This window comes from Streptomyces sp. 8N616 (assembly GCF_052246385.1).
GTDB lineage: Bacteria > Actinomycetota > Actinomycetes > Streptomycetales > Streptomycetaceae > Streptomyces.
Genome location: NZ_JBQQBY010000008.1, coordinates 62,373 through 75,181, shown reverse-complemented (window position 1 = coordinate 75,181; position 12,809 = coordinate 62,373). Strand labels below are relative to the sequence as shown.

The following is a 12,809-nucleotide window of genomic DNA, read 5'->3' as shown; positions in this document are numbered from 1 at the left end:
GGGTGGGGTGAAGATCACAGCACGGGGTGTACGCTGCCCGGCCGACGGCTGAGTACCGTGAGCGGGTGCCGAGAAACCGGAACACGTTCTCATCGCTCGCGGACTGGCGCCGCCGGGCCGTCACGCGCGCGGTGCACCGGTGCTGGCGCTGGATGCAGAACGCGGGCGCGGTGACCGCCGAGCGTCCAGGACGGCACCGCTTCGGACGGATAGGCCGCGGCACCCGGCTCGCCTTCCCGCAGGGGACGCTCTTCGGCGAGCCGTGGATCCACCTCGGCGATCACTGCATCATCGGCGAACAGGTCACCCTGACCGCCGGAATGATGCCCGGTCTCGATCTGGGGCCCGAGCCGGTCCTGCGGCTGGGCGACGGCGTTGTCCTCGGCCGCGGCAGCCATGTCGTGGCCTCGCGGCCCGTGGTCTTCGGAAACGACGTGTTCTGCGGCCCGTACGTCTACGTCACGAGCGACAACCACAGTTACGACGACCCGGAGCAGCCGGTGGGCCGGCAGTGGCCGCGCACCGCACCCGTCGAGGTCGGCGCGGGCAGCTGGCTCGGCGCCGGGGCCGTGATACTTCCCGGCGCCCGCCTCGGCCGGAACGTAGTCGTCGCGGCGGGCGCGGTGGTACGGGGCGAGGTGCCCGACCACGCGGTGGTCGCGGGCGCGCCCGCCCGTGTCGTCCGCCGCTGGGACCCGGATTCGGGCTGGCAGCCGCCGCTGCGCACGCCGCCCCCGGTGCCGATCCCCGAGGGCGTCACCCCGGAGCAACTGCTCGCGCTGGCCGAGCTGGACGAACTGAACGGGCAGGGCGCCGCCCCCGGCACACTGGACCTGTCGGCCGACCGCTGAGGCTGCGGGGGACGGCCGCGAGGAGGTTCGGACGATGAGCAACCGGAATCTGCGCATCCTGCTGGCGATCGCGGTGGTGATCCAGGGCGTCGCGCTGGCGCTGTACGCGGCGCGCAGACTCTGACCGAAGGCTCTCAGGCCGTATCCGGCAAGCTCGGGCCGTATGCGGCAGGGCCCAGACCGTACGCGGCGAGCTCGGGCCGTATGCGGCAGGCCTCAGGCTGTACGCCGCGGACTCAGGCCGTACGCGGCAGGTCTCAGGCTGTACGCCGCGGACTCAGGCCGTACGCGGCCCGGACGCGGGCGTCCGGGCCGCATGGTTCAGCCCGCCGCGAGAAGCACCGTGCCGAAGAGCGCGAGCCCCGCGCCCGCCGCCTGCACCAGCCGCAGCCGCTCCTTGAGGACGCCGCGCGCGGCGAGCGCGGTGATCACCGGGTACAGCGAGGCGAGCACGGCTGCGACGGTCACCGGACCCTGCTGGGCCGCCATGGCGTACGTCCCGTTGGCGGCGACGTCCGCGAGCCCCACGAATCCGAGCGCCGGCAGCGAGGACCGTATCGTCCGCCAGCCCCCGTCCTCCGGCAGCGCGGTGGCGCCGCGCCGCACCGACACGTACAGGGCGGCGCCGCCGACCGCGATGTTCGACAGCCGCTGGACGAAGAGGGCGAGGAAGAGCCCGGTGACGGTGGAGGACGCCTCCGCGATGAGCGCCATCACCGAGCCGAAGCCGAAGGCGGCGACGAGCGTCAGCAGGATGGCCTGCCGCTGCACCGGCGCGCCGCGCAGCTGCGGCCCGCCGGCCAGCACCACTCCCGCGACGGCCACCACGATCCCGGCGAACTGCAGCAGCCCCGGCCGCTCGCCGATCACCAGGCCGACCCCCACGGGCACCGCGACTCCGATCGATCCGAGCGGCGAGACGACGCCCATCGGACCGAGCGCCAGCGCCCGGTAGAAGCACAGCATCGCGGCCGGACCCACGACGCCCGCCGCGACCGCGAACCACAGCTGGGGTCCGGCCTCCTGCCAGCCGCCGGTCGCGACCACGATGGCGCCGAGCACGGCCGCGGCCATGGTCTGCGAGACCACGACGACCGTCAGGGCCGGGATGCGCCTGGTCAGCAGCCCGCCGCCGAAGTCGGCCAGCCCCCACAGGAAGCTGGTGGCCAGGGCGAAGACGGCTGTCATGGCGAAACCTCGCAGTACAGTGGAGTGAACAATGCAGTGCAGCACACAGTAGTGCATTAAAGTGAACTCTGTCATCCAGGATATTGGACGGAACGTGACGGACCTCGACCACCTCACCCAGTCGCTCGCGCGCAACCTCAAGCACTGGCGCACCGAGCGGGGCTTCACGCTGGACGGGCTCGCCGCCCGCGCGGGAGTGAGCCGGGGGATGATCATCCAGATCGAGCAGGCCCGGACGAACCCGAGCGTCGGCACGACCGTCAAGCTCGCCGACGCCCTCGGCGTCAGCATCACCACGCTGCTCGACTACGACCAGGAGCCCAAGGTCCGCGTCGTCCCCGCCGGCCAGGCCGTACGGATGTGGTCCACCGAGGCGGGCAGTTCGACCTCGCTGCTCGCCGGCGTCCAGACCCCCGGCCCCCTCGAGCTGTGGTCCTGGCGGCTCATGCCCGGCGAGGGCAGCACCTCCGACCCGCACCCGGGCGGGACCTTCGAGCTGCTGCACGTGACGGCGGGTGAGCTGACCCTCGTCGTCGACGGCGAGGAGTACCGGGTGCCGACGGGTGCCGCCGCCAGCTTCGAGGCGAACGGCGCGCACGCGTACCGCAACGACGGCACGGAGCCCGTCGAGATGACCATGACCGTGGCCGTCCCGCCCGTGCGCTGAGACGATCAACCGCGATGTCGGCGCCGCCTGTTAGCGTGGCGGACATGCGCGCTCCCATCGGAAACTTCGACTCCGTCCGGCCCGCCGCCGAGGTCCTGGACGAGCTGAGCCCGCCCGTCGCCGGTGCCATCCGGGCATGGAGCGGCCCGGTGCCCGTGGAGCAGCTGCTGTACGTCGACACCGCCCCCGAGAGGGCCGACACCGCCGTCTTCGCCGAGGCCTACGGGCCCGGGCTCCTCGAGTCGTCGGCGAACTGCGTGGTCGTCGCGGGCAAGCGCGGCCAGAGCGTCACGCTGACCGCCTGCGTGGTCCTCTCCACCACGCGGGTGGATGTGAACGGAGCGGTGCGCCGCCACCTCGGAGTGCGCAAGGCGTCCTTCGCGTCGATGGACACGGCGGTGGGGGAGACCGGCATGGAGTACGGCGGGATCACGCCCATCGGGCTGCCCGAGGGCTGGCCTCTGCTGGTGGACGCGGCGGTCGTGGACGCGCCGTATGTGGTCATCGGCAGCGGCCGTCGGCGCGGCAAGCTGCTCGTCCCCGGCAAGGCGCTCGCCGGGGTCCCCGGCGCGGTGGTCCTGGACGGCCTCGGCATCTGATCCATCCGGGCTCGAGGTCGCCGCCGTGCCTCAGCTCAGGAGCGCCGCTGCACCCTCAGCTCAGGAGCGGGATCTCGATCGCCGGGCAGCGGTCCATGACCATGTCGCGCCCCGCCGCGCGGGTGCGCTCGTAGGCGTCCTCGTCCACCACCCCGAGCTGGTACCACACGGCCTTCGCGCCGATCGCGACCGCTTCGTCGGCCACTTCCCCGGCCAGCTCGCTGTTCACGAACACATCGACCACGTCCACCGGGAACGGGATGTCCGCCAGCGTCGCGTACCCCGGCTCGCCGTGGACCGTCTCCGCCTTGGGGTGCACCGGCACGACGCGCTTGCCGAAGCGCTGCAGCACCTTCGCCACCCCGTAGGCGGCCCGCCGCTCGTTGGTCGACAGGCCCACCACCGCCCAGGTGTCGCCTGTGCCGGTCAGAATCCTGCGGATCGTCTCTGCGTCTGCGTACATGCCCCCGACAACCACCGGCCCGGCGGCGCCATTCCCGGCACCCGGCATAGGGTGAGGTGATGCAGGAGCAGTACCGGACGGTCGCGCGCGAGGGCGTGCACGAGACCGAGATCAGCAAGTCGCGGTTCATCTGCGCGCTCGCGCCCGCCGCCACCGAGCAGGAGGCGCAGGAGTTCATTCAGCGCATCCGCAAGGAGCATCCCACCGCGACCCACAACTGCTACGCGTACGTCATCGGCGCCGAGGGCGGCATCCAGAAGGCGAGCGACGACGGGGAACCCGGCGGCACCGCGGGCGTGCCCATGCTGCAGATGCTGCTGCGCCGCGAGGTCCGGTACGTCGTCGCCGTCGTCACCCGCTACTTCGGCGGCGTCAAGCTCGGCGCCGGCGGACTGATCCGGGCGTACGGCGGCGCCGTCGGCGAGGCGCTCGACGCGCTGGGCACCATCACCCGCAAGCGATTCCGGCTGGCCACCGTCACGGTCGACCACCAGCGGGCCGGCAAGCTGGAGAACGACCTGCGGGCAACGGGCCGCGACGTGCGGGACGTCCGGTACGAGGCCGAGGTCACCATCGAGATCGGGCTGCCCGAGGCGGACGTGGACGCCTTCCGCGCCTGGCTGGCCGACACCACGGCGGGCACGGCCGTGCTCGAACTCGGCGGCGAGGCGTTCGGAACGGTTTGAATCACCGCAGCGCTTCCCGCAGGGCATGCGGCAACGCACGGGTGTGCACGAGGCCCAGCGACTGGGTCGCACGAGTCAGCGCCACATACAGGTCACTGGTCTGGTACGCGGCGGGCTCGACCACGATCACCGCGTCGAATTCGAGCCCCTTCGACTGGCGGGCGTCGAGCAGGACGAGCGGCCGGGTCAGGTCGGGTTCCGCGTCCGCCGTCACGCCCGGAAGTTCGGTGGCGAGAGCCCCGTGCAGGGCGCCCGGGGCGATCACGGCCAGGCGGCCGTCCACCTGGGTGTCGCGCGCCACCGCCTCGGCCACGGTGCGGGCGAGAGCGTCCGGGGACGTGGCGCGTGCCCATGGACGTACACCCGTCGACCGTACCGAGCTCGGCGGTTCGAACCGGGGGTTCTCCGCTGTCTGGACCGCTGCCGCGACCGACAGAATCTCAGCAGGGGTGCGGTAGTTGACGGCCAGCCGGGCGTGCTGCCAGCGGTCCTCGACGTACGGCGCGAGGATCTCCTCCCATGAGCTGCAGCCCTCCGCCGCCCCGGTCTGCGCGAGGTCGCCGACGAGCGTCATGGACCGGGTGGGACAGCGGCGCATCAGCAGCCGCCACGCCATGGGCGACAGCTCCTGCGCCTCGTCGACGATGATGTGGCCGAACGCCCAGCCGCGGTCGGTCGCGGCGCGCTCGGCGGCGCTGCGATGGTCGGCCTCCTCGTGGCGCTCGGCCATCCGCTCGGCATCGATGATGTCGTGCGCGGACAGCACCTCCGACTCCCCGTCGCCGAGGTCCTCGAACTCGAAGGTGCGCGAGCCGTACGACAGGTCGAGGACGCCCTGTGCGTAGGCGATCCGCTCCTGTCGCTCGGCCCCCGCCGCGGCACGGCCGGCCCGGTCGTCCTCGCCGAGGAGCTCGGCCGCCTCGTCGAGCAGCGGGACGTCGGCGGGAGTCCACTCCTGTGGCGTACGGCGTATCAACTCGGCGTCGGTGTCCGGCAGATATCCCTCCGGGTCCGCAAGAAAGTCGGCGATCAGGCGCTGCGGGCTCAGATACGGCCACAGGGAGTGGATCGCCGCGTGCACCCGGGGGTTGGCGTCGAGCTCATCGCGCAGCTGCTCGATGTCGGCGGGCCCGAGCAGGTTGGACCCGCCGTACGGGTCGGCGCCGATGCGGTCGGCGAGCTGGTCGGTGAGGGCGCCCAGAACGAAGCCCTCGAAGTACTCACGGGCGAGGTTGTGCGGCAGCCCGGTGTCCCGGGCGCGGTCCCGGGCCGTGCGCACCGTCCCCTCGTCCAGTAGCAGCGTGTCGCGGTCGTGCTCGATCGCGAGCACCGGGTCGGGCAGTGCTTGCCGGTCCCGTACGACGGCGGCGAGCACATCGGCCATCTGCGCCCGCCCTTTGACCGCGGCCGCCTCGGGAGCGTCGGTCCCCGTGGCGCGTACGCCGGGGAAGAGCTCCCCCATGGTCGCCAGCAGCACCCCGGTCTCACCGAGGGAGGGCAGCACTTCGCCGATATAGCGGAGGAAGGCGAGGTTGGGGCCGACGATCAGGACCGCGCGCCTGGCCAGCAGCTCCCGGTGCTCGTACAGCAGATACGCGGCCCGGTGCAGGGCCACCGCGGTCTTGCCGGTGCCGGGGCCGCCTTCGACGACGAGGACGCCGCGGTGCGGGGCGCGGATGATGCGGTCCTGCTCGGCCTGGATGGTCTGCACGATGTCCGCCATGCGTCCGGTGCGTGCGGAGTTCAGCGCGGCGAGCAGCACCGCGTCGCCGTGCCGGTCCTCGTAGCCGGTGCGCTCGCGGTCGGTGAGATCCAGGATCTCGTCGTGCAGGGCGGTGACCGTGCGGCCTTCTGTGGTGATGTGCCGGCGCCGCCTGAGCCCCATGGGCGTGTGACCGGTGGCGAGATAGAAAGGGCGGGCGACGGGTGCGCGCCAGTCGATGAGGAGCGGGGTGCGTTCCGCGTCGGCCGCGTGGATTCCCATGCGGCCGATGTGATATGTCCCACCGTCAGTGAAATCGAGCCGACCGAAACACAGCCCGGATTCGTTCGCTTGGAGCGCGGCCAGGTGCCGGGCCTGCTCGGTGACGGTCACATCGCGCTCGAGCATGGCCTGAAATCCGCCTCCCACCTGGGCCATCGACGTCTGAACGGCCGTCTCGGCCGCGGCGCGCAGATGGTCCAGGCGGTGGTGAAGCAGGGAGACGAATTGTTGCTCGTGCCGCCATTCCTCGGTTGACAATTCAACTCCTCGCTGGATAGGATGCTTTCGGAAAGTGAGACTTGAACTCTTTTGTCGCGGCTCACAGAACCACCCAATATACGCAGCGAAATACCCCGGACGTCAATCGGCCCGGGGTATTTCGCTGCGTATATCCGCGACGATCTGCGTATCTGCGCACGAGCCCCCCGACCCGGGTGAGAAACTGGGGCTGGTGAGGGACAGCGTCCTGTCCGGGCCGACGGGGGCCGGTGTGACTTCCGGGTCCCGTGCCGGTTGGGTACCTCGGAGGCGAAGGGAGCGGGAAGCGTGGAGGTCGGAGCGGTACGGTGAGGCTTCTGCACACGTCCGACTGGCACTTGGGCCGGTCCTTCCACCGGGTGAGCCTCCTGCCCGCCCAAGCGGCGTTCCTCGACCACCTCGTGGAGACGGTCCGCGAGCAGCGGGTCGACGCGGTGCTCGTCGCAGGCGATGTGTACGACAGGGCCGTGCCGCCGCTGGCCGCCGTGGAACTGTTTGACAGCGCCCTCCACCGCCTTGCCGGACTCGGCGTCCCGACGGTCATGATCTCCGGCAACCACGACTCCGCCCGCCGGCTCGGCGTCGGCGCCGGGCTGATGGAGCGCGCGGGCATCCACCTGCGCACCGACCCGGCGGGGTGCGCGGACCCGGTCGTGCTCGCCGACGAGCACGGCGACGTCGCGGTCTACGGCCTGCCCTATCTCGAACCCGCCCTCGTACGGGAGCAATTGGGCGCGGAGAAGGCCGGGCATACGGCCGTGCTCCGGGCCGCCATGGACCGGGTGCGGGCCGACCTCGCCACCCGTACCCCCGGGACCCGTTCCGTCGTCCTCGCCCACGCCTTCGTCTCGGGCGGCGCCCCCAGCGACAGCGAGCGCGACATCACCGTCGGCGGCGTCGCGGCCGTGTCGGCCGAGCTCTTCGACGGGGCCGACTACGCGGCCCTCGGCCACCTCCACGGCTGCCAGACCATCGGCGAGCGCATCCGCTACTCCGGCTCCCCGCTGGCCTATTCCTTCTCGGAGGCCGGACACCGCAAGAGCATGTGGCTCATCGACCTCGGCGCGGCGGGCTCCTTCGCGGCCGAGCGGATCGACTGCCCGGTACCGCGGCCGCTCGCCCGGATCCGCGGCCGCCTCGAGGACCTGCTCGCGGAACCGGGGCTCGCGCGGCACGAGCAGGCGTGGGTGGAGGCGACCCTGACCGACCCCGTCCGTCCGCACGAACCCATGGCGCGGCTCACCGAGCGCTTCCCGCACACCCTCCGCCTCGCCTTCGCCCCCGACCGGGCCGCCGAGGACTCGCTCGCCTCCTACGCCGAGCGGCTCAAGGGCCGTACGGACCGGCAGATCGCCGAGGACTTCGTGGCCCATGTACGCGGTGGCGCGGGGCCCGACGAGAGCGAGCTGGCCGTGCTCCACGGGGCGCTGGACGACGTGCGCTCCGGTGGCGCCGAACGCTCCGGTGGCGCCGAGCGGACCGGTGGCGCCGAGCGCGAGGTGGGCCGGTGAGGCTGCACCGCCTGCGGATCACCGCCTTCGGCCCCTTCGCCGGCACGGAGGAGGTCGACTTCGACGAGCTGTCGGCCGCCGGGCTCTTCCTGCTCCACGGGCCCACGGGCGCGGGCAAGACCTCCGTGCTCGACGCCGTCTGCTACGCCCTGTACGGCGGCGTGCCCGGCGCCCGGCAGGGCGGCCCGTCGCTGCGCAGCGACCACGCCGATCCGCTCACGCCCACCGAGGTGCTGCTCGATCTCACCGTCGGCGGGCGGCGGCTGGAGATCACCCGCCGCCCCGAGCAACTGCGCCCCAAGAAGCGGGGCGAGGGCTTCACGCGCGACAGGGCCCAGACGTGGCTGCGCGAGCACACCGTCGGCGAGCAGGGCGGCGAGCAGCACGGTGAGTGGAAGGCGCTGAGCCGCTCCCATCAGGAGGTGGGGGAGGAGCTCGGGCAGCTCCTGGGCATGAGCAGGGAACAGTTCTGCCAGGTCGTCCTGTTGCCCCAGGGCGACTTCGCACGCGTCCTGCGCGCCGACGCCGAGGCCCGGGGCAGGCTGCTCGGCAGGCTCTTCGACACCCGGCGCTTCGCCGCGGTCGAGGAGCGCCTCGCGGAGCTGCGGCGCGCCGCTGAGAAGCAGGTGGGCAGCGGCGACGAACGACTCCTCGCGCTCGCCCACCGGATGGCCCAGGCCGCGGGCGGCAGCGCTGACGTCCGGACACCGGGGGACCACCCGCCGCCCGAACTCGCCCCCGGCGAACCCGGTTTGGCCGACGCGGTCCTGGAGTGGGCGGCCATCGCCCGTACGAGCGCGCGCGAGCGCCTGGACATCGCCGCGGCCGCCGTCCGCGCCGCCGAGAGCGCCCATGAGGGTGCCCAGCGACACGCCGAGGCAGCGCGGGAGCTCGCCGCGTTGCAAGCGCGACACGCCGACGCGCGCCGCCGCGCCGCCGAACTCGAGGAGCGGCGCGACGACATCGACCGCGTACGGGCGCGGCTGGACCGGGGACGGTCGGCGGAGGGTGTCGTGCCCGCGCTGGAGCTGCGCGAATCCGCCGAGCGCGAGCGCCGCGCCGCCACCGCGGCCCTGCGGGATGCTCGCGCGGCGCTGGCCCGGGAACTACTGGCAGGGCGGGCGGGGGACTGGGCGCACGACCAGCCCTTCGCCCGCGGGGGCGCGCCGGGTGCCGTCGGTGAGTGCGCGGCCGAACCGGAGCAGTCCGCTCTGCTGGGGCGGGAGACCCCCTCCGAGCGCGCCGCGTCCTCCGAGCGCGCCGTGTCCTCCGAGTTCGCCCCGGCCTTCGGCCCGGCCATGCTCTCCGATCTCGCCGAGGCCGGTGCGGAGCGCCTCGCCGCCCTTGAGCGCGAACTCCGCGAGGAGCTGGGCGGCTTGGCCGCCGCCCGGCGCGCCGAACAGCGGGCCGCCCGGATCTCCGCGGAGCGCGCGGACCTCGACCGCGAGGCGCGCGCCGACGAGGAGGTGCTCAGGGAAGCCGCGCACTGGCTCGCCGACTGGGACAACACGCGCCGGCGGCACCAGCGGCGGATCGAAACCGCTCAGGAGGCCGCCACCCGGGCAGAACAGCTCGCCGGCCAGATCGAACCGGCCCTGCAACGCCTCGACGCGGCCCGGCGGCGCGACCGCCTCGCCGCCGAGCTGCACGACGCCGAACAGCGGCTGCTGCGCGCCCGCGAGCGCGCCACGGCAGCCCATGAGCACTGGCTCGACCTCAAGGAGCGCCGACTGCGCGACATCGCCGCCGAGCTGGCCGGCGGTCTGCGTGAAGGCCACCCGTGCGCGGTGTGCGGCGCCACCGAACACCCTGCCCCCGCGCAGGAACAGGCCGGCCACGTCGACCGGGACGCCGAAGAATTCGCCCTCCAGGCGTACCAGCAGGCGGAGGACGGCCGCGCGGACGCCGGCAGGGACGTGCAGTCCCTGCGCGAGGCCCTCGCGGGAGCCGCGGCGGCAGCCGGCAGCGCCACTACCGCGGAACTCGCCACCGTCGCCGAAGAGTTGCGCCGGTCCCACGCCGAGGTCCGTGGTGCGGCCGCCGACCTGCACGCGGGCCGCGAGGCCCTCGCCCGCGCCGAGCGCGAACACGAGCGGCGCCGCGCCCAGCAGCAGGACGCCGAGCGCCGCGCCGCTGCCCGCATCTCCCGGCGAGAGGCCCTCGCGGGTGAACTGGAGGCGCTGGAGAAGGAGTTGGAGCAGGCGCGCGGTGGCGCGGCGAGCGTCGCCGCGCGAGCCGCACTGCTGGAGCGGCACGCCGGCCGGCTCGCGGAAGCGGCCGAGGCGGTACGCGCCGCCGACGTCGCAGCACAGCGGCTGAAGGAGGCCGACGCGCGACTCGCCGACGCCGCCTACCGGGCGAAGTTCGACACGCCGGAGTCGGCGGCCGACGCGGTACTCGCCGAGCCCCAGCGGCGCGAGCTGCAGCGGCGCCTCGACCAGTGGCAGGCCGAGAGCGCCGCGGTCGCCGCCGAGCTGGCGGACCCGCGGACCGCCGAGGCCGCGGCCCGCCCGTCTGCCGACCCCTCCTCCGCCCAGCTGGCCGTGGACGCGGCCACCCGGCGGCTGCGCGCCGCCTCCGCCGCAGAGGCCGAGGCCCGTACGCGCTGCGCCGAGCTCGACCGGCTCAGCGCCCGCGCCACGGCCGACGCGCGCGAACTGGCCCCGCTGCGCGAGTCGTACGACCGCGTGGCGCGGCTCGCCGGACTCGCCGCGGGCACCTCGGCCGAGAACGAGCGCAGGATGCGCCTGGAGTCGTACGTCCTCGCCGCCCGGCTCGAACAGGTCGCCGCGGCGGCGAGCGTGCGCCTCCAGCACATGTCCTCCGGGCGCTACACGCTCGTCCACTCCGACGCCAAGGCGGGCGGCCGCGGCCGCTCAGGCCTCGGTCTGCACGTGATCGACGCCTGGACGGGCAGCGAGCGCGACACCGCCAGCCTCTCCGGCGGCGAGACCTTCTTCGCCTCGCTGTCCCTGGCCCTGGGCCTCGCGGACGTGGTCACGGAGGAGGCGGGCGGCACCCGGCTCGACACGCTCTTCATCGACGAGGGCTTCGGCAGCCTGGACGAGCAGACCCTCGACGACGTGCTCGACGTACTGGACGCGCTGCGCGAGCGGGACCGTACGGTGGGCATCGTCAGCCACGTCGCGGACCTGCGGCAGCGCATCCCGGCGCAGCTGGAAGTGGTCAAGTCCCGTACGGGCTCCGCCATCCGCCGCCGGGCGCCGGGTACGGCGGGCTGAGCGGCGCCGGGGAACGCACAGCAGCGGTAGCCGGGGAGGGCGGGTCAGGGAAGAGGCCCGCCGAGCGGCCGTCGCCGCAGCGGCGAGGAGTACACCACGCTGGTGGTCACCGAACCGAGCCCGGAAATCCGCCCGGAGACCTCCTCCAGGTGGGACATCGAGCGCGCGGCGACCTTCAGGACGAAGCAGTCGTCGCCCGTGACGTGATGTGCCTCCAGAATCTCCGGTGTCGTGTCGAGAAGGTCATGGAACGGCTTGTAGTTGCCGGTCGGGTACCGGAGTCGTACGAAGGCCAGGATCGGCATGCCCAGCCGCTCCGGCTCCACGACCGCCGCGTAGCCCGAGATCACCCCCGCCTCCTCCAGCCGCCGCACCCGCTCCGTCACGGCGCTTGCGGACATGTTCACGGCGCGCGCCAGCTTCGCGTAGCCGGCGCGGCCTTCGCGCTGGAGGACATCGAGAATGCGCCAGTCGGTGGGGTCAGGGGAATAGCCGGTCATGGCGCATCAATAGCAGGGCAATCCCCGGCGGAACAAGGGAGATGCCAGGGAATCCCACTTCATGAGGCCCTGGCACCGCCCATAGATTTCCCGGCATGACACCGCACGTCGCACCGGCCGTTCCGTCCCCGTCCGTCACCGCGTCCGCCACCCCTTCCGCCGACCCCGTCCTCCGCGTGCCGCCCGCCGCACCCGAGGACGCCGCCGCCTACTTCGCCGCGAGCCTGGCCTTCCACACCGACGTCGCCGATGTCGCCGCCGCCCTCGAAGCGGGCGTCCGCGGCTTCACCGTGGCCGACTCCCGCAGCGCCGAGGCCTGGGAGCAGGGCCGCATTCCCGGCGCGCTGCACCTGCCCACCGCGCAGATCCCCTACCTGGCAGGGAAGTTCCTCGATCCGTCCGTGCCGGTCGTCGTGCACTGCTGGGGGCCCGGCTGCAATGGCGCCACGCGCGCCGCGTACGCGCTCGCGCGCCTGGGCTACCAGGTCAAGGAGATGCTCGGCGGCATCGAGTACTGGATCCGGGAGGGCTTCCCCGTCGAGACCGGCGACGGCACCGAGCGGCGCCCCGCCGACCCCCTGACGGCGCCCGCAGGCGCGGGCCACTGCGGATGCTGACGACCGGTCCGCTGCCCCCGAGGCCCGCTGATTCCGGCGCGGCGGCCTGGATCACGGGCCAGGTCATCGACTCGGAGGGCGGCTTCCGCCGCTGAGCGGTCCGGCCGGTGGGCGCACCCACCGGCCGGACCCGGGCGACCGAACGCGCAGACCGAGCCGGATACACGCGGGCAGAGCCGGATCCCCGTACACCGAGCCGGATACCCCGCAGACCGAGCCCGATACGAGCAAACCGAGCCCGAT

General features: G+C 73.4%; 12 protein-coding genes. 8 read left to right on the top strand and 4 right to left on the bottom strand.

What is annotated here, in order from left to right:
* The first annotated feature begins 65 nt into the window (after positions 1–65).
* Positions 66–851: an acyltransferase gene (locus ACTWQC_RS09645; protein ID WP_443315175.1), complete on the top strand. Its 786-nt coding sequence runs from the start codon at positions 66–68 to the stop codon at positions 849–851.
* Positions 852–1,172: 321 nt separating this feature from the next.
* Here the strand turns inward: ACTWQC_RS09645 and ACTWQC_RS09640 are convergent, their stop codons facing one another.
* On the bottom strand, positions 1,173–2,039 hold the full coding sequence (locus ACTWQC_RS09640; protein ID WP_443315174.1) for an EamA family transporter: 867 nt from the start codon (positions 2,037–2,039) through the stop codon (positions 1,173–1,175).
* A gap of 94 nt (positions 2,040–2,133) precedes the next feature.
* Here ACTWQC_RS09640 and ACTWQC_RS09635 point away from each other — a divergent pair, with 94 nt between their 5' ends.
* Together ACTWQC_RS09635 and ACTWQC_RS09630 are read left to right on the top strand one after the other, a co-directional pair.
* Positions 2,134–2,706: a helix-turn-helix domain-containing protein gene (locus ACTWQC_RS09635; RefSeq protein ID WP_443315173.1), complete on the top strand. Its 573-nt coding sequence runs from the start codon at positions 2,134–2,136 to the stop codon at positions 2,704–2,706.
* A gap of 44 nt (positions 2,707–2,750) precedes the next feature.
* Positions 2,751–3,305, top strand: a complete 555-nt coding sequence (locus ACTWQC_RS09630) for a YbaK/EbsC family protein (protein ID WP_443315172.1) — start codon at positions 2,751–2,753, stop codon at positions 3,303–3,305.
* Positions 3,306–3,360: 55 nt separating this feature from the next.
* Here ACTWQC_RS09630 and ACTWQC_RS09625 read toward each other — a convergent pair whose 3' ends face one another.
* Positions 3,361–3,768, bottom strand: coding sequence for a CoA-binding protein (locus tag ACTWQC_RS09625; protein WP_443315171.1), 408 nt, complete (start codon positions 3,766–3,768; stop codon positions 3,361–3,363).
* A 59-nt stretch (positions 3,769–3,827) separates the two neighbouring features.
* On the opposite strand from ACTWQC_RS09625, the gene ACTWQC_RS09620 reads away from it, so the two are divergent.
* On the top strand, positions 3,828–4,454 hold the full coding sequence (locus ACTWQC_RS09620; protein WP_443315170.1) for a YigZ family protein: 627 nt from the start codon (positions 3,828–3,830) through the stop codon (positions 4,452–4,454).
* A gap of 1 nt (position 4,455) precedes the next feature.
* On the opposite strand, the gene ACTWQC_RS09615 is transcribed toward ACTWQC_RS09620, so the two are convergent.
* Positions 4,456–6,438: a HelD family protein gene (locus ACTWQC_RS09615; RefSeq protein WP_443315169.1), complete on the bottom strand. Its 1,983-nt coding sequence runs from the start codon at positions 6,436–6,438 to the stop codon at positions 4,456–4,458.
* Here ACTWQC_RS09615 and ACTWQC_RS09610 point away from each other — a divergent pair.
* From ACTWQC_RS09610 to ACTWQC_RS09600, 3 genes are all read left to right on the top strand, one after another.
* A complete protein-coding gene (locus ACTWQC_RS09610; protein ID WP_443315168.1) occupies positions 6,427–6,693 on the top strand; it encodes a hypothetical protein in 267 nt (88 codons plus the stop codon). The genes ACTWQC_RS09615 and ACTWQC_RS09610 overlap by 12 nt on opposite strands.
* Positions 6,694–7,004: 311 nt before the next feature.
* Positions 7,005–8,207: an exonuclease SbcCD subunit D gene (locus tag ACTWQC_RS09605; protein WP_443315167.1), complete on the top strand. Its 1,203-nt coding sequence runs from the start codon at positions 7,005–7,007 to the stop codon at positions 8,205–8,207.
* Positions 8,204–11,449, top strand: coding sequence for an AAA family ATPase (locus tag ACTWQC_RS09600; protein WP_443315166.1), 3,246 nt, complete (start codon positions 8,204–8,206; stop codon positions 11,447–11,449). The genes ACTWQC_RS09605 and ACTWQC_RS09600 overlap by 4 nt, the downstream gene beginning before the upstream one ends.
* A gap of 44 nt (positions 11,450–11,493) precedes the next feature.
* Here ACTWQC_RS09600 and ACTWQC_RS09595 read toward each other — a convergent pair whose 3' ends face one another.
* Complete coding sequence (locus ACTWQC_RS09595) at positions 11,494–11,949, bottom strand: Lrp/AsnC family transcriptional regulator (RefSeq protein ID WP_443315165.1); 456 nt, start codon at positions 11,947–11,949, stop codon at positions 11,494–11,496.
* Positions 11,950–12,044: 95 nt separating this feature from the next.
* On the opposite strand from ACTWQC_RS09595, the gene ACTWQC_RS09590 reads away from it, so the two are divergent.
* Positions 12,045–12,566, top strand: coding sequence for a rhodanese-like domain-containing protein (locus ACTWQC_RS09590; protein WP_443315164.1), 522 nt, complete (start codon positions 12,045–12,047; stop codon positions 12,564–12,566).
* The last annotated feature ends 243 nt before the right edge of the window (positions 12,567–12,809 follow it).

What these genes read in the sequence shown, in the direction of transcription:
- ACTWQC_RS09640 (WP_443315174.1), bottom strand. Translation starts at nt 2,039, where the DNA reads ATGACAGCCGTCTTCGCCCTGGCCACCAGCTTCCTGTGGGGGCTGGCC.
- ACTWQC_RS09630 (WP_443315172.1), top strand. Translation starts at nt 2,751, where the DNA reads ATGCGCGCTCCCATCGGAAACTTCGACTCCGTCCGGCCCGCCGCCGAG.
- ACTWQC_RS09595 (WP_443315165.1), bottom strand. Translation starts at nt 11,949, where the DNA reads ATGACCGGCTATTCCCCTGACCCCACCGACTGGCGCATTCTCGATGTC.
- ACTWQC_RS09615 (WP_443315169.1), bottom strand. Translation starts at nt 6,438, where the DNA reads ATGGGAATCCACGCGGCCGACGCGGAACGCACCCCGCTCCTCATCGAC.
- ACTWQC_RS09620 (WP_443315170.1), top strand. Translation starts at nt 3,828, where the DNA reads ATGCAGGAGCAGTACCGGACGGTCGCGCGCGAGGGCGTGCACGAGACC.
- ACTWQC_RS09590 (WP_443315164.1), top strand. Translation starts at nt 12,045, where the DNA reads ATGACACCGCACGTCGCACCGGCCGTTCCGTCCCCGTCCGTCACCGCG.
- ACTWQC_RS09625 (WP_443315171.1), bottom strand. Translation starts at nt 3,768, where the DNA reads ATGTACGCAGACGCAGAGACGATCCGCAGGATTCTGACCGGCACAGGC.